General features: G+C 70.4%; 15 protein-coding genes and 1 pseudogene. 7 read left to right on the forward strand and 9 right to left on the reverse strand.

Annotated elements, in window-relative coordinates:
* Window positions 1-79: 79 nt before the first annotated feature.
* Window positions 80-420: pseudogene (locus ACZ6CL_RS01025) on the reverse strand (hypothetical protein).
* A gap of 418 nt (window positions 421-838) precedes the next feature.
* Here ACZ6CL_RS01025 and ACZ6CL_RS01030 point away from each other — a divergent pair.
* The 3 genes from ACZ6CL_RS01030 to ACZ6CL_RS01040 all read left to right on the forward strand — a co-directional run bounded on the left by ACZ6CL_RS01030 (window position 839) and on the right by ACZ6CL_RS01040 (window position 3294).
* A complete protein-coding gene (locus ACZ6CL_RS01030; protein WP_468929518.1) occupies window positions 839-2140 on the forward strand; it encodes an XRE family transcriptional regulator in 1302 nt (433 codons plus the stop codon).
* Window positions 2137-2655 (forward strand): NUDIX domain-containing protein, encoded by a 519-nt coding sequence (locus ACZ6CL_RS01035; RefSeq protein WP_468929521.1) that lies wholly within the window; start codon window positions 2137-2139, stop codon window positions 2653-2655. Before ACZ6CL_RS01030 ends, ACZ6CL_RS01035 begins: the two co-directional genes overlap by 4 nt.
* A 180-nt stretch (window positions 2656-2835) precedes the next feature.
* Entirely contained in the window at window positions 2836-3294 is a 459-nt protein-coding gene (locus ACZ6CL_RS01040) for a DUF3515 domain-containing protein (RefSeq protein ID WP_468929523.1), read from the forward strand.
* Window positions 3295-3634: 340 nt separating this feature from the next.
* On the opposite strand, the gene ACZ6CL_RS01045 is transcribed toward ACZ6CL_RS01040, so the two are convergent.
* The gene (locus tag ACZ6CL_RS01045; RefSeq protein WP_468929524.1) at window positions 3635-4315 is read right to left on the reverse strand and encodes a TetR/AcrR family transcriptional regulator; all 681 of its coding nucleotides are present in this window, start codon (window positions 4313-4315) and stop codon (window positions 3635-3637) included.
* A 91-nt stretch (window positions 4316-4406) separates the two neighbouring features.
* Here ACZ6CL_RS01045 and ACZ6CL_RS01050 point away from each other — a divergent pair, with 91 nt between their 5' ends.
* On the forward strand, window positions 4407-4802 hold the full coding sequence (locus tag ACZ6CL_RS01050; RefSeq protein ID WP_468929526.1) for a cupin domain-containing protein: 396 nt from the start codon (window positions 4407-4409) through the stop codon (window positions 4800-4802).
* Between the two features lie 9 nt (window positions 4803-4811).
* Here ACZ6CL_RS01050 and ACZ6CL_RS01055 read toward each other — a convergent pair whose 3' ends face one another.
* The gene (locus ACZ6CL_RS01055) at window positions 4812-5759 is read right to left on the reverse strand and encodes an aldo/keto reductase (RefSeq protein ID WP_468929528.1); all 948 of its coding nucleotides are present in this window, start codon (window positions 5757-5759) and stop codon (window positions 4812-4814) included.
* 40 nt (window positions 5760-5799) lie between these two features.
* On the opposite strand from ACZ6CL_RS01055, the gene pdxR reads away from it, so the two are divergent.
* Entirely contained in the window at window positions 5800-7224 is a 1425-nt protein-coding gene (gene pdxR, locus ACZ6CL_RS01060) for a MocR-like pyridoxine biosynthesis transcription factor PdxR (RefSeq protein WP_468929531.1), read from the forward strand.
* A 127-nt stretch (window positions 7225-7351) separates the two neighbouring features.
* Window positions 7352-7876 carry a hypothetical protein gene (locus ACZ6CL_RS01065; protein WP_468929534.1) on the forward strand — a complete coding sequence of 175 codons (525 nt, stop codon included), beginning with the start codon at window positions 7352-7354 and terminating at the stop codon, window positions 7874-7876.
* A gap of 50 nt (window positions 7877-7926) precedes the next feature.
* Here ACZ6CL_RS01065 and ACZ6CL_RS01070 read toward each other — a convergent pair whose 3' ends face one another.
* From ACZ6CL_RS01070 to ACZ6CL_RS01095, 6 genes are all read right to left on the reverse strand, one after another.
* Window positions 7927-8451 carry a P-loop nucleotide/nucleoside kinase family protein gene (locus tag ACZ6CL_RS01070; protein WP_468929536.1) on the reverse strand — a complete coding sequence of 175 codons (525 nt, stop codon included), beginning with the start codon at window positions 8449-8451 and terminating at the stop codon, window positions 7927-7929.
* A gap of 195 nt (window positions 8452-8646) precedes the next feature.
* Entirely contained in the window at window positions 8647-9180 is a 534-nt protein-coding gene (locus tag ACZ6CL_RS01075; RefSeq protein WP_468929538.1) for a GNAT family N-acetyltransferase, read from the reverse strand.
* Between the two features lie 240 nt (window positions 9181-9420).
* Window positions 9421-9912 carry a GNAT family N-acetyltransferase gene (locus ACZ6CL_RS01080; protein WP_468929540.1) on the reverse strand — a complete coding sequence of 164 codons (492 nt, stop codon included), beginning with the start codon at window positions 9910-9912 and terminating at the stop codon, window positions 9421-9423.
* 166 nt (window positions 9913-10078) lie between these two features.
* A complete protein-coding gene (locus tag ACZ6CL_RS01085; RefSeq protein WP_468929543.1) occupies window positions 10079-11248 on the reverse strand; it encodes a DUF2235 domain-containing protein in 1170 nt (389 codons plus the stop codon).
* Window positions 11249-11390: 142 nt separating this feature from the next.
* The gene (gene msrA, locus ACZ6CL_RS01090; protein WP_468929546.1) at window positions 11391-12050 is read right to left on the reverse strand and encodes a peptide-methionine (S)-S-oxide reductase MsrA; all 660 of its coding nucleotides are present in this window, start codon (window positions 12048-12050) and stop codon (window positions 11391-11393) included.
* A gap of 141 nt (window positions 12051-12191) precedes the next feature.
* Complete coding sequence (locus ACZ6CL_RS01095; protein ID WP_468929548.1) at window positions 12192-13289, reverse strand: hypothetical protein; 1098 nt, start codon at window positions 13287-13289, stop codon at window positions 12192-12194.
* Between the two features lie 136 nt (window positions 13290-13425).
* Here ACZ6CL_RS01095 and ACZ6CL_RS01100 point away from each other — a divergent pair, with 136 nt between their 5' ends.
* Window positions 13426-14577, forward strand: a complete 1152-nt coding sequence (locus ACZ6CL_RS01100) for a cystathionine gamma-synthase (RefSeq protein WP_468929551.1) — start codon at window positions 13426-13428, stop codon at window positions 14575-14577.
* Window positions 14578-14579: the final 2 nt, after the last annotated feature.

The raw sequence follows: 14579 nt of genomic DNA on the forward strand, positions 1-14579 counted from the left end.
AGTTCAAGGCGGCCATCCCCGCCCCGCCGCAACCCCCGCCCCGGCACGGGCCGCACCTGCCAGCCCTCTCCCGCCCCGCTCATCCGACCGCCCCGTTCTCGTCCTCATCGGCCCCGGGGAGCCGCCTGCCGCGGCTCTCTGCGACCCGGAGCGCGTCCCGTAGCGCCTCGACCAGCCGGTTCGCGAGGAAGCGAGCTCTCCGGCTTCTGCGTTGGGGTTGCCGAGCAGCGCGGCCGCATGGCCTAGGAGTTCGGTGCCCATGCGGAGCTGTACGGCTTCCATCTCGTCTGCGAGCCGTGACAGGTAGCCCTTGCCGTCCTCGCTGGGGACCAGGTAACACGGCTTCCCAGCCACCCCATTCCACGGCAGCAGACGCGGTTGTGTGCTCACCGAACGACCACCATCCCGTGCGGAGCGCACAGCAACTCCACGCGAGGAGTGTCCTGATGCACGCGCGGAAGCCGCAGCGTTGGGGCATCCGCGCAGCTCACCGGAGGGCTCGTCCGGCCTGTGGGCCGACGCTCCCGGCCGGGCAGCAATGATCGCAGCAGCCGCCACGCGATGGGGTGGATATGGTTCAGCACGTTGGCGCTCCTCAGTAGCGTTGACCACGCCCCCGGGCCGTTCGCGCGGTCGCGGGGGTCTCGCACTGCCAACTGTGCTGCGGAGTAACGGCGCTGCCTTCCCGCCCCTGGCTATCCCCATCATGGGTAGGCACCTTCGCAGCGGGGTGGTTTGCCGTGATGGCGACCGGTGGCGGTCGCAGACACCTTGCACTGGGTACACTCGGTGCGGGCTGATCAACCCTCAGTAAGATCGCGACACCGGGAGTGCTCCCTTGGCCGAGTCCGTCGCGCCCAACGCCCTGCCGGAACGACTGCTCGCTCGCGAAGACGTGCGCGCCGCGCTGCTGTGTCATGACTTCGGCGCGTTCTTCGCTCTCGCCCGTAAATGGTCCGGCATCAGCTTCATGCGCATCGCCGACGCATGCGACATGAAGCCTGAGCGCGTCGGGAAGCTCGCACGCGGCGAAGGTCGCGTGACGAGCGTGGAAAAGATGGAGCAGATCGCTGATGGATTGCGTATCCCCGGTGGATTGATGCGCCTCGCTCCCCGTCCCTGGGAGGGTTACGAGACGCGGCGTGCGTCCCTCGCCGCTCAGGCCGGGCGCATCCAGTCCGTGCCGTCCTCGGAAGTAACCCCGGACCTGGCCGCGGTGAGGTCGTTTCGGGCCGCGGACCGGCAATTGGGCGGTGGTCATCTGTACGCCTCAGTGCTCCACTACCTCCATCGCGAGGTGGGCCCACGGGTCTTTGGGGGCGAGACCGGCGTTGACTCCGCTCGGACGTTCCAGGCAGCCGCAGCGCTCACGGAGATGGCCGGATGGATGGCTCATGACATGGGACATAACCGGCGGGCCGGTGACCACTTCACCAAGGCCCTTTCGCTGGCGAAGGCCGGAGATGACCACGCTTTGAGTGCGAACATCCTGGCCAGCAAGAGCCATCTCGCCTTACAGACGGGGCACCCGGATAAGGCCGTTTCTCTCGCGAGAGCGGGACACGACCATGTAACCGGTGGGTCCCGCATTCCTGCGCTGAACGCGAGACTGCACGCGATGGAGGCGCGAGCGCTCGCTCAGCTCGGGGATGGCGACGGGGCTCGCCGCTCGCTGGCTGTGGCACAGAAGGAGATCAACAAGATGCCGGACACCCAGCCATCCCCTTGGATCAGTTCGTTCGACAGTCCCGCATTGGCGAGCGAGACAGCGTTGTCCTTGCAGGATGCGGGCCGCTTGCCCGCCGCCGTTGAAGCCGCCGAAGAGGCGATCGCTCTCCGCTCCGGTGACCGCACGAGGAGTCGCGTATTCAGTCAGATCACCTTGGCGCTGATCCGCACGCGGCAGGGCGAGCTGGAGGCCGCTTGTGAGGTTGGCCGTGCGCTCCTCGGCGAGTGTGCAACGCTCGGATCGTTGCGGATCACCCAGCAACTTGATGTGCTGTCCGATGCCTTGGCCCGGCACCTCTCGGAACCGACCGTGAGGGACTTCCTGGATCGTCTCGCAGCGACAAAGCGGCAACGGGCACTCATCCTGGCCGGGCTCGGCACACTTCCCATCGGCGGAGGCACCGCCATATGACCACGCGCCCCCAGCCAGGCACCGCCGAATGGGACGCCTACCTCGCGGAAGGGAACGCCAGGCAGGCGCGCAAGCGCGTGTCGGCCGACGTGCTGTTGCGCGATGCCGCCGGGCGTGTGCTGGTGGTCAAGCCGACGTACAAGGAAGCGTGGGATCTCCCCGGCGGGATGGCCGAGGCGAACGAATCACCCGCCGATGCGGCGAGGCGGGAACTGAGCGAAGAGCTGGGCCTTGCCGTCGAGCTGCGAGGGCTTCTGTGCGTCGACTGGGTCGCGCCACACGGCCCCTGGGACGACCAGCTCGCGTTCGTTTTCGACGGAGGCACGCTCTCGGCCGATCAGACTCGCTGCCTGTACCCGCGCGACCACGAACTCTCGGCCTGCGAGTTCATTGCCCCGGATGAGGCTCTGCCCATGCTCCCGCCCCGGACCCGCCGACGAGCCGCCCAGGCGCTCCGCGTCCTGGCCGAGCGGCGGACCGCGTATCTGGAGAGCGGCGAACGCCCTGCTCCCTGACGGACGGGGCCACGCCCACTCCCGTATCGCTACCTCCCCGGCCCGCGCCGTAAGGGGCCGCGATCCCCGGCCCGGGTGGGGGAGGGGCGTGGCGGTAGGGTGCGGGCGAGGGTGTCGATGGGATAAGTGGGTCCGATGCGGTTCAGGTCATGGAGTAAAAGGGCCCGCCTCATCTCCGGGGTGTGCGTCGCGGCGGGAATCGCGGCCGCCGTCGCCTCGTATTTCCTGTTCTTTTCGAAGGTTTCCGTGGAGCCCGGTCCCTTTGCCGATAATCCACGGTGCTCGGATGTCATTTCCCGGGCACCCGAAACCGTCCGTTCGAAGCATCGCGACGACGTCACCGGAGAGGGAGTCGCCTCCTGGGGAGACGGCTCGGTCGTTCTGCGCTGTGGCGTCACGCCGCTGAGGCCGACGACCAACCTGTGCGTGACCGTCAACGGCGTCGACTGGGTGCTCGACGAGGAACAGGCGCAGAAGGACGGGGTGCACGTCTTGACGACGTACGGCCGCGACCCCGCGGTCGAGGTGACCGTCGAGGGCGATGGATCCAAGGCCACAGACGCGGTGGTCGACCTCACCCGGGCGGTCCGCAGCATTCCTCAGGAATCCAAATGCCTCTCCTTGGGCGACACGCTCTGAGCCCGCCGCACCACGTGTCCAGCGGAAGCCGAGGGGCGGACGGGGCGGACGGGGCCGGAGAAGGGCTGGGCCGACGTCACCACGTCAGGGTCAGCGAACCTCCGACCGGCAGCGTGTGCCAGCGGTCGGCGTAGTCGTCGAACCGGGACACGATCCGGTCGACCACCGGGGGGGATCTCCGCCGCCGTCACAGCCGTTGTCACCGGCGGTCAGTCGCCCGTATACCTTGAGCTTGATGCCCGCTTCCGCCTCGACGGCTCGTTGCGCGGGGCGAGCGCGGCACCGTTCTCGCGGTGCACAGCGATGTCGTAGCTGGGGCGCCCCTGGCCGACAAGACCCGTCAGCGGGTGGCGAGAAGGCCGTCCACCAGGGCGCGGAGCCCGTCCAGATAGGTGTCCTCGGCGGTCAGCGGTGCCCAGTCGTCCGCGACGTGCGCCAGGCGCGGAAGCTCGTCCGGGTCGAGATCGGCGAACACCCGCTCCCGGTACGTCACACGGTCGTCGGTGGCGTCGGCGGCGCGCCGCCGGGCCGCTGACGCCCGTACCACGATCTCTCCGGCGGTGTAGTACCAGATCGCGCGATAGCCGTGCACGGCCCGTTCGGGAGTCAGGCCGCATGCGACCAGGCCGTCCACGATCTGCTCGACGAACCACAGCGCGGACACGGACATCAGGTCGTCGGAGGTCAGCACCTCCACGATCCAGGGGCAGGCGGCGAGCGCCTCATGGATCGCGGCGGCGGCGACGACGATCCGCTCGCGGGGGTGGGCGGCGGGGGTTTCGGGGCGGCGCAGGGTTCGCGCGGCGTGGTCGTCCAGCAGCAGGAGGAGCAGTTCTTCCTTGTTGCGGACGTGGTGGTAGAGCGCCATCGGCGTGCTGCCGACCTCCGTGGCGAGCCGCCGCATGGTCAGCCGGTCCACGCCGTCCTCGTCCACGATCCTGCGGGCCGTGGCGACGACCTCCTCGCGGGAGATACGGGGAGGTCGGCCACGGGTTTTGCGCGGAGCGGACGGTTGCGGCATGGCCCCATCATCCCTCAGGTGTCGACAGCGGCGACCCTTCCCCACTATTTTCCGTACACGTACAAAAACCGCTGTCTGGAAGGACACCGTCATGACGACGACCACCACCCCCATCGACCTGTTCGCCTCAGCGATGTGCTTCCACCCCGACGGCGACATCCGGGCCGCCGAGCGGCAGATGCGGGGCAACGGCCCCGACGGTGCCTGGCACGTCGCCACCTTCCACGTCGAGACCGATGCCGATGTCCACGCCGACCACTGGGAGATGCACCCGGAGGCCGACGAGGCGGTGTGCTGTCTGGCGGGCGGTGTCCGCCTCGCCTTCCGCCCCACCGCGCCGGGCGACCCCGAGGACGTGGTGCGGCTGGCGGCGGGCACCGCCGTCGTCGTGCCCCGCGGGCGCTGGCACCGCCTGGAACTCGACGCCCCGAGCGACCTGATGTCGATCACCCTGCGCCAGGGCACCCGCCTCGAAAAGCGCGCCTGATCCCGCTGGTCACACCACGGCGTCCAGGCGTTCGCGCTGCTCGGCGGTCAACCGCAGCGACACCCCCGCGACCGCCTCGTCCAGCTGCTCGACCGTGCTGACGCCGACGATCGGCGTGGCGGCCGGGTTTCCGCCGGTAAGCCACGCCAGCACCACCTGATTGCGGTTCGTACCGGTCTCGGTGGCGATCTCGTCGAGCGCCGCGAGGCGGCGGGCGGTGCCGGGGTGGTCGTACTCCGCCGGAAGCGGTCGGTCCGGGCGGGTGTAGCGGCCGTTCAGCAGCGGTGTGTACGCCCACAGCGCGAGGTCCGGGTGATGCGCCAGATAGTGGAGCACCTCGTCGGAGACCACGCCGAACCGGTGCTTCACGAGGGGGTGGTCACCGGGGCGCGGTCGCAGATACGTGTGGTGCTGCTGCACCGCCGTGAAGCCCGCGCCGCCGTGGGCCCGCGCGATCTGCCGGGCCCGTTCCAGCTGCCAGACGGGGTAGTTGGAGCATCCGAGGCGACCGACCGTGCCCGCGGAGACCAGTTCGTCGAAGGCGGCGACCGTCTCTTCCAGTGGTGTGGCCGCATCGGGCTTGTGCGCCCAGTACAGCTCGACGTGATCCGTACCGAGGCGCCGGAGACTGCCCTCGATCCCGCGCTTGATCACCCCGGCCGCGAGGCCCTCGGCCGTCTCCGGGAAGCGTCCGGCCTCGGTCGGCTCGCAGCCCACCTTGGTGCTGATCTTGACGCGGTCACGGATGCCCGGGCGGCTCGCCAGCCAGCGCCCGAGCACCGTCTCGCTCTGCCCGCCGAAACCGGTCGGGTCCGACCAGAACGCGTAGCAATTGGCGGTGTCGATCCAGACGCCTCCGGCGTCCACGAAACGGTCCAGGATCTCGAACGATCGACGCTCGTCCTGAACCGTGCCGAACAGCATGGCCCCAAGAACCAGATTGTTCATCATGGCCATCACGCTAGGCCGATGCGGATCGGCAGTACGCTCCAATCTTGTGGCGAATTCCCAGACCAATTTCGCGTGGGCGACGCTGCTGGAGGTCGGTGCTCCGGAGCGTGGCCCGCGCCGCCTGCACGATCGCCTCGCCCGCGCCCTGCGCACCGCGATCCGGGACGGCCGACTGACGGAGGGCGCCGCCGTGCCGCCGAGCCGGGCGCTCGCCGAGGATCTGGGCTGCTCCCGCTGGGTCGTAACGGAGGCGTACGGGCAGCTCATCGCCGAGGGCTACCTCACCGCCCGGGTCGGGTCCGCCACCCGCGTCTCGTGGTCACCGGACACCGCGCCGCCGCGCCCCCGCGCGCAGCCCGTACCGGTGCCGTTCTCACCGGTTCGGTACGACCTCGCGCCCGGCCTGCCCGACCTGCGGGCGTTCCCGCGCCGCCGCTGGGCGGACGCCGTCCGGGCGGTCACGGGCTCGGCCGTCCACTACGACCTCGGCCTGCCCGACCCCGCCGGGCATCCGGGCCTGCGGACCACCGTCGCGCAGTACCTGCGGCGCTCGCGCGGCGCGGACGCGCACGCCGGGGCTGTGACCGTGTGCGCGGGGGTCACCGACGGCCTGGTCCGTACGTGCCGGGCGCTGCGCGTCGAGGGGATCGCCGACCTGGCCGTGGAACACCCGGGCTGGGGGCGGCTGCGCGACGCCGCGGCGAGCGCCGGACTGCGGCTGCACCCGGTGCCCGTGGACCACGATGGCCTCCGCGTCGACGACCTCGTCCGCACCCCGGCCCGGGCAGTCGTTGTCGGCGCGGCACACCAGTTCCCCACCGGCACGGTGCTGTCGCCGGCCCGCCGGGCGCGTCTGGTGCGCTGGGCCCCCGAGGTGGACGGGTTCGTCATCGAGGACGACTACGACGCCGAGTTCCGCTACGACCACCACCCGGTCGCCGTCATGCAGGGCATGGACCCGCGCCGGGTCTTCCTCCTCGGCTCGGTCAGCAAGACCCTGTCCCCGGCCCTCGGCCTGGGCTGGCTGGTCGCGCCTGCCGCCATGACCCCGGCGCTCGCGGCGGCGAACCCCGTCGCCGCCGCGCCCCCGGTGCTGGACCAGCTCGCGCTGGCCACCTTCATCGACCGCGGCTGGTACGACGCCCATCTGCGCGCGGCCCGGCGCCGGTTCCGCACCCGCCGCGACCTGCTGATCCGGACGCTCGCCGCCCAGCTGCCGGAGGGCCGGGTCGCCGGTACGGCCGCCGGGCTGCACATCCTGCTGCACCTGCCGGACGGCACCGACACGGGCGGAACGGTCCGCGCCGCGGCCGCCGCCGGGCTGCGCCTGTCGGACCTCGACGACTACCGCGTGCACGATGCGGCGGACCGCGCGCTCGTCCTCGGATACGGGAACATCACCGACACCGACATCCCCCCGGCCATCGCGCTCCTCCGCGACACGCTGGCGGCACGTACGCCTGGGGTCTGATGCGGCGATATGCGGATACGCCCGCTGTCTGATGGCGTTCCATGCCCTGGCGGGACGCCGTGTGGCGGGGCCCCGCGAAAGCATCAAGGACATCGAACGACACATCGCTGATTGAGGAGCGTTCGGCATGTCTGAGCCTGACCCCACCTCCACCCAAGGGACGCACTTACCCGTCCCGCCCTGGGCGCGCCGCGCCGCGGCAGCGGCCGTATGGGTGTCCCTCCCCTCGGCGTTATGGCGCCTCAGCGCGGTCCTGGGCATTCCGCTCGGCCTGGCGCAGTCCGAGTACGACGCGATGCTCCTCCCCGGCTGGGGCCTGCTGATACTGCCCCTGATGTCCCTGGCCCAAGAGGGCCTGGCCTGGCTGACCCTCGGGCTGGTGCGCTCCTGGGGCGAAGTATGGCCGCGCTGGCTGCCGTACCTCGGCGGCCGCCCGGTCCCGGTCCCCGCCGCGGTGATCCCGGCAGTGTTCGGCACCATCGCCTGCAGCGTGTACGGAGTGCTGTTCGTCTGGACGACCCTGCACGCCCATATGGACATCACGCCATGGGGCAACTGGCTCCTCACCGCCTGCTATCTCCCCCTCGTGGCCTGGGGCCCACTGCTGGGCGCGGTGACCCTCCACTACTACCGCCGCCGCACCCGCGGATGAGCGCCGCCCCGTCACGCTGGGCTAGATGACACTGCGGTGCTGGGTTGAGATCAACTCTTGACGGCCTCTGCGATCTGCTGGGCGGCCTGGGCTGGCGTGAGGTGCGTGGTGTCGACGACCTCGGCCTCGCCGTGTAGCCACGTGCGGGCCGCCTCGGCGTAGGGCTCAAGGTATCTGAGACGGAATGGGGAGTCGGGGCCAAGCACAGTGTCGCCCGCGATGCGCCCGCGGAGGGTTTCCTTGTCGGCGTGGAGGACGAAATGTCGTACTGGAATCGCATGGTGGGCGAGGCCTGTGCTGATCTCACGCCAGTACTGCTCGACCAGGACAGTCATGGGCATCACCAGCGTGCCGCCGGTGTAGTCGAGTACGCGGCGGGCGGTCTCGACTACGAGAGGCCGCCACGGAGGCCAGTGCTGGAAGTTGTCCGTCGCGGGCAGTCCTGGCGTGATGTCCATAAGCGTCTCGCCGACCTTCTCGGCGTCGAACACCCGTGAATCCGGGATCAGCTGCTGCACGAGTGCACTGGTCGTCGTCTTGCCCACACCATGGGTGCCGTTGAGCCATACGATCATGGGCCCCCACGCTAGCGCTGTGCGGGCCGTGGGAACGGGTACAGCAGGAATCCGGTACGGCTTCGGCGTTTCTCAGGGTGAGCCTGTTCCAACCTCAGCTTGGGTAGGTCAGTCGTCTGGCCGTGCCCAGGGCCAGACGACTGGCACGAGGCACAGCGGCCGACGGTCTCATGGTGATCCGATGGCTCGGCCGGTTCACGCCTGGAATTGGGTGAGATCGATGGTGTGGACGCGCAGCGGATAGCCGTACACGGGGTGCGTCGTCACGCGTTCGGGCACCATGTCCAGCTTCCGGATGACGTTCCCGGAGGCGTCGTTGCCCACCCGGTCAATGCTGATCACGCGGTCGAGGCCACGGTCCTGGAGCGCGAACTCCATGGCGGCTTGGGCGGCTTCGGACGCGTATCCCTGACCCCAGAACTGTGAGCCCAGCCGCCAGCTGATCGCCACGGCGGGCAGCACCTCCGGCAGGAACTCGGGCACGGACAGACCCGTGAAGCCAGCCAGTTCACCGGAGGCCAGCAGCTCGACGGCGAAGAGGCCGAAGCCCTCCTCGTCCCACTCTTCCTCCCAGCTCTCGATGGCCTCCGCCGTGTGCTCCAGGTCGCGCACCGAGCCGTCGTCGATCCAGTGCATGACGCGCGGGTCCGCGTTGATGTCCGCCATGGGCGCGAGGTCGTCGTCGTGCCAGCGGCGGAGGAGGAGGCGGGGGGTGCGGATCTCGGTCATGGCGCCCATCCTGCCGAAGGCAAGGGCCTCATCGGTAATTGGCGCTTGTCCGTGTTGCCGTTCCGGGACCGCAAGGCAGCAGGCTGCCCGCACCGCACGCCGTGGGTGAAGCATCGACCTGATGGCCCGGGGGAGGCAGCCTGCCGCGTCACCGAGATCGTTCACGAAATCGCGGTCAGAGCCAGATTCAGATATCGCCATCAGGGAGTAGAGAATCGCCGGGCGACCGGTGTGAAGAGGTCAGACAGCCAGGTCGTGATACATGACGTGCAGTCCGACCGGGCCCAGCGCCGGATGGCGGAACGCGCCCGGGACGGTGCCGATGAGGGCGAACCCGAGGCGTTCGTACAGTCTGACGGCGGGCGTGTTGGAGGCCGCTACCGCGTTGAACTGCACGCCAGCAAAGCCGCTGGTCGAAGCCCAGTTGAGCAGATACTCGCCCAGCGCCTGACCGACGCCCTGGCCGCGCGCCTCGGACGCCACCATGAAGTTGCCGCTGGCGACGTGGGAACCGGGGCCGGGGCGGTTGGGGTACATGTTCGAGGTGCCCAGCACGCGCTGGCCCTCTACGGCGACCACGACATGTCCCGGTGGCGGTACCACCCACATGTCGTGCGCCTGCGCCTCAGTCTGCAGGGGGTCGTAGCAGAAGGTGTCCCCCTTGCGGACAATCTGCTCGATGATCGGCCAGACCTGCAGCCAGTCACGCTCGTCGAACGCCCGGATTTCCATCCGCCATACGCTAGCGACGGCGTTCGGTCCATTCGATCGATTTTTTCTGCGGCGAATCAGCGGGCGATCCAGCCAGGTCGACCAGTTGCCCCGTGAGAGGGCGCCCGCGGCCCGCGCAGCGCGGTCTACGGGATCCACGGCGCATGGGCGCCGGTCGCGGTGGTTCTTAAGCGGGGGGCCGTCTCAATCGGCGCGGTTTGGCAGGCGCTCGATGCGAGTCGGGAGCGGTCAGGGGCACTGGTTCGAGGTGTACGTCTCCCTGAGCGAGATAGCGGTCGAGTTCGGGCGGTCGGTAGGAGGCGTCCTCGTCGTGGCGCGTGCGAGCGGTTTCCGAGAGGTACTCACACCCGTCGACACGGCCCGACTCGTCCGCGGCCTCTCCGATGGGCCGGTGCCACGGTCGGGCCATGAGGTAGGGGCCGGTGCGTGAGTTGTGCACCGTGCCCATGATGTCGGGCCGCACAGCGAAGCCCATGCCGGTGTTCGAGGCAATGGCGCGCGGCCCGGTCTCGCTGAGGACCTCGGGGTCGAACTCCAGCCCGTGACGGCGAGCTTGGTGGACCATCCACAGCAGGGTGATGTCGGACAGGGCCGTCTCACCGTAGCCACCGCCGACGTCACTGTGTACTCCGGCGAACCACACCTGCTTCAGTTCCTGGCCCTTGTCGTCGGCGCCGGGTTGCTGGTGCCATAGCGTCGGGATGAACGGTGTGCGCTGCTCGTCGATGGCCAGTGCGTGGAAGGCTCCCTCCACCCAGCTGCTCAGGTCGGTGTCGTGGAACGCCCACCGACGGTTGACCGAGGCCACGACCGGCTTGAGCCACCGGGGACCCGGAACCGGGATGCCGAGGGTGCCGACCGTGTCCCACACTCCGATGAAGCGGATCCCCGTCTCGTACGCATACGTCTGGCGGAACAGGGTGGCGGCCGTGCCGGTCGGCTTCTCGATCCGGTCGCGGTACAGGGCCCACGCCTCCTTGATCCGGTGGGCGTGCTCCCGGCGCAGGATGCCGGAGTTGCGCACCAGGCCGACGAGGCTGCGTGCGGTGAAAGCCCCCCGGCTGAATCCGAACAGGTACAGATGGTCACCGGGCTCGTAGGCGTCGACGAGGAAGCGGTAGGCGTCCAGGACGTTGCTGGACAACCCCATGCCGAACGCGCCGCCGCGCAGGCGCTCCCAACGGCGCGTGCCGACACCGCGGCCGTAGTACACGCGCTGCTCCACGCCGTCTGCCCGCCGGCGGACGGCCAGGGCGACCTTGGTGACGTTCGTCTTGTGGGGCTGGTCGGCGAGGTCCCACGTGCCGTCACAGCAGAGGACCAGATTCTTGGCCATGGAAGCTCCCTCCGGGGAGGAACAGCGACCGCACATCATCGATGTCAGCGCCCCGGCCGGTCCCGCGCCGCGTGGCGGGACTACCGGCCGACAGGACGCGATTCGATGGTCGCACTACTCCGCAGGCCTCGCCATTTCTCCCTCAGCCGTCCGCCGGGGCCACGCCGATCGGGCAGGAGACGCCCGTGCCGCCGATGCCGCAGTAGCCTGCGGGGTTTTTGTCCAGGTACTGCTGGTGGTAGGGCTCGGCCGGGTAGAAGGGGCCCGCGGGAAGAACTTCGGTGGCTATCTCGCCGTAGCCCGAGCCGGTCAGGACGGACTGGTAGGCGGTGCGGGAGGTCTCGGCCTCGGACTGCTGCTCGGGGGAGTGGGTGTAGATGGCCGAGCGGTACTGGGTGCCGACGTCGTTGCCCTGGCGGAAGTGCTGGGTGGGGTCGTGGGACTCCCAGAAGAGCTTCAGGAGAGCGCCGTACGAGGTGACCGCGGGGTCGAAGACGACGCGGACGGCCTCGGTGTGGGCGGTGAGGCCGCTGCAGACCTCTTCGTAGGTGGGGTTCTCGGTGTGGCCGCCCTGGTAGCCGACCAGGGTGGTCCAGACGCCGGGGGCCTGCCAGAAGACGCGCTCCGCGCCCCAGAAGCAGCCGAGGCCGAAGTCGGCGACGGCCAGGCCCTGCGGATACGGGCCGGTGAGGGGATTGCCGAGGACGGTGTGGCGGTCGGGGACCGCGAAGCCCGGCTCGGGGCGGCCCTTCAGCGCCTCCTCGGGGGTCGGGAGGTGGTTCTCGCGGCGGCTGAACAGCATCGGGAGGGCTCCTCGGAGGGCGGAAGAGTGGGGTGGCTATCCCTTACAACGGGCGGGGGCGCGCTCGAATTCCGGGGCGCCGCTCACCTGGGCAGGGTCGCCGGGCACCTGGGCAGGGTCGCCGGGTAGCCGCGGCGCCGCTCACTTCGGCAGGGTCGCCGGGGAGCCGCCGTGGCCCTCCCAGCCCGCCACCGCCAGCGCCCGGTAGACGGCGTACTCGGCGGCCGGGTCCGCCCCGTACGACCACGGCACCGCGCCCACGTGGCCGTCCACGTGGCGCAGCTGCTCCATGGCGTCCGCGTACCGCTCCGACCGCACCAGGAACCAGATCAGCAGATGGCGGACGTGGGGCAGGACCGGGTGGTCGGCGGGGGCCCGGCGGACGGCGTACAGGGCGCCCTCGACGGCCTTGGTGATCACGTCGCTCTGGTAGAGGCCGCGAACGAGGTTGACCTCGGGCAGGTGCTCGAAGACGCCGAAGAGCGGCAGCGCGGGCAGGAGGCTCTTCTCGGGCGCGGACCCGGCGGCGGCGTGGGTGAAGCGGTCGGCGCGGTCCTGGGAGCCGTGCCACTTCTCGCACCAGTAGTGGAGGGCGGCGAGGTGGGCGCCCATGTGGTGCGGGGCGCGGTCGGTGACCTTGGTCCACAGCTCCTCGAAGTCGGCCTGCCGGTAGGGGAGACCGCGGGCGACGCCGAGTTCGATGATGTACGGGACGGGGTCGTCGGGGGCCAGCCGCGCCGCCTCGTGGCAGACGTCCCGGGCCTCCTCCAGGATCATGCGGAAGTCCTGCGAGGACGGGTCGCGCAGCGCCTGGCGGACCAGGAATTCCGCCTGCACGGCGGCCGCGCCCGGGTCCTCGGGGGCCGCGACGCGCCAGGTGCGCAGCCACATCCCGCCCTTGCCCGGGGCCTGGGCCAGCTCGAAGGCGGCGGCCCCGGCGAGCGTCTGCACGCGCTGCCAGCGCAGTTCGGAGGTCGCCTCGGTGAGCGCGAGCAGCCGGGAGGCGGGCTGCCAGTCCTGGCCGGACTGGACCTCCTCCAGCGCGTCGATGAGCTGGCGGTCCGGGCCGGGCAGCCGTACGTCCAGCTGCTCGGGCGGTACGAAGCCGTACTCACCCGGGTCCGTGGCGCGCACCGCGCCCCGCAGGGCCTCGCGGCCGCCGCGCCTCCGCCGCAGGGCGGGCAGCACGATCAGCCCACCGATCATGACGACGGCGATGAGGAAGATCAGAAGCTCCATGGTGTCCCCGTGTGAAGTCCCGTGACGGCTTGTGCTCCAGCCTATGCGCCCCGGCGGATATTGAAGACAGCCGTTGAATCCTGGACCTGCCCGCCGCCCCGCCCCGACCCGCCCGCCGCGCGTTACGCTCGGGCTCATGACCGATCAGGACCCCCAGAGCTTCGAGACGCTCGCCATCCACGCGGGCCAGGAGGCGGACCCGCTTACCGGCGCCGTCGTTCCGCCGATCTACCAGGTCTCCACCTATAAGCAGGACGGGGTGGGCGGGCTGCGCGGCGGCTATGAGTACAGCCGCTCCGCCAACCCCACCCGCACCGCGCTGGAAGAGAACCTGGCTGCCCTGGAGGGAGGCCGCCGCGGGCTCGCCTTCGCCTCCGGCCTCGCCGCCGAGGACTGCCTGCTGCGCACGCTGCTGGTGCCGGGCGACCATGTGGTGATCCCGAACGACGCGTACGGCGGCACGTTCCGCCTCTTCTCCAAGGTCGTCGAGCGCTGGGGCGTGGAGTGGTCGGTCGCCGACACCTCCGACCCGGCCGCGGTACGGGCCGCGCTGCGCCCCCGTACGAAGGTGATCTGGGTCGAGACGCCGAGCAACCCGCTGCTGGGCATCACCGACATCGCCGCCGTCGCCGACGTCGCCCGCACCGCGGGGGCCCGGCTCGTCGTGGACAACACGTTCGCCAGCCCGTATCTGCAGCAGCCGCTGGCGCTCGGGGCGGACGTCGTCGTGCACTCCACCACCAAGTACATGGGCGGCCACTCGGACGTCGTCGGCGGCGCGCTGATCGTCTCCGACCCGGCCCTCGGCGACGAACTCGCCTTCCACCAGAACGCGATGGGCGCCGTCGCCGCCCCCTTCGACTCCTGGCTGGTGCTGCGCGGCATCAAGACGCTCGGCGTACGGATGGACCGGCACAGCGCGAACGCCGAGCGCGTCGCGGAGCTGCTCACCGCCCACCCCAAGGTGGCCCAGGTCTACTACCCGGGGCTGGCCGAGCACGCGGGCCACGAGGTCGCCGCCAAGCAGATGCGGGCGTTCGGCGGCATGGTGTCGTTCCGGGTCGCCGGTGGCGAGGAGGCGGCGGTCGAGGTCTGCAACCGGGCCCGGCTGTTCACGCTCGGCGAGTCGCTGGGCGGCGTCGAGTCGCTGATCGAGCACCCGGGGCGGATGACCCACGCCTCGACGGCCGGTTCGGCGCTGGAGGTGCCGGGGGATCTCGTACGGCTGTCGGTGGGCATCGAGTCCATCGACGACCTGCTGGCGGATCTCACGCGGGCGCTGGCCTGACC

The sequence above is a fragment of the Streptomyces sp. NPDC041200 genome, from assembly GCF_055591805.1.

Bases quoted from the DNA above. Each gene is read 5' to 3' on its own strand.
- ACZ6CL_RS01080 (WP_468929540.1), bottom strand. From the start codon at position 9,912: ATGGAAATCCGGGCGTTCGACGAGCGTGACTGGCTGCAGGTCTGGCCG.
- ACZ6CL_RS01095 (WP_468929548.1), bottom strand. From the start codon at position 13,289: ATGGAGCTTCTGATCTTCCTCATCGCCGTCGTCATGATCGGTGGGCTG.
- ACZ6CL_RS01085 (WP_468929543.1), bottom strand. From the start codon at position 11,248: ATGGCCAAGAATCTGGTCCTCTGCTGTGACGGCACGTGGGACCTCGCC.
- ACZ6CL_RS01055 (WP_468929528.1), bottom strand. From the start codon at position 5,759: ATGGCCATGATGAACAATCTGGTTCTTGGGGCCATGCTGTTCGGCACG.
- ACZ6CL_RS01065 (WP_468929534.1), top strand. From the start codon at position 7,352: ATGTCTGAGCCTGACCCCACCTCCACCCAAGGGACGCACTTACCCGTC.
- ACZ6CL_RS01100 (WP_468929551.1), top strand. From the start codon at position 13,426: ATGACCGATCAGGACCCCCAGAGCTTCGAGACGCTCGCCATCCACGCG.
- ACZ6CL_RS01075 (WP_468929538.1), bottom strand. From the start codon at position 9,180: ATGACCGAGATCCGCACCCCCCGCCTCCTCCTCCGCCGCTGGCACGAC.
- ACZ6CL_RS01050 (WP_468929526.1), top strand. From the start codon at position 4,407: ATGACGACGACCACCACCCCCATCGACCTGTTCGCCTCAGCGATGTGC.
- ACZ6CL_RS01070 (WP_468929536.1), bottom strand. From the start codon at position 8,451: ATGATCGTATGGCTCAACGGCACCCATGGTGTGGGCAAGACGACGACC.
- msrA (WP_468929546.1), bottom strand. From the start codon at position 12,050: ATGCTGTTCAGCCGCCGCGAGAACCACCTCCCGACCCCCGAGGAGGCG.
- ACZ6CL_RS01035 (WP_468929521.1), top strand. From the start codon at position 2,137: ATGACCACGCGCCCCCAGCCAGGCACCGCCGAATGGGACGCCTACCTC.
- ACZ6CL_RS01045 (WP_468929524.1), bottom strand. From the start codon at position 4,315: ATGCCGCAACCGTCCGCTCCGCGCAAAACCCGTGGCCGACCTCCCCGT.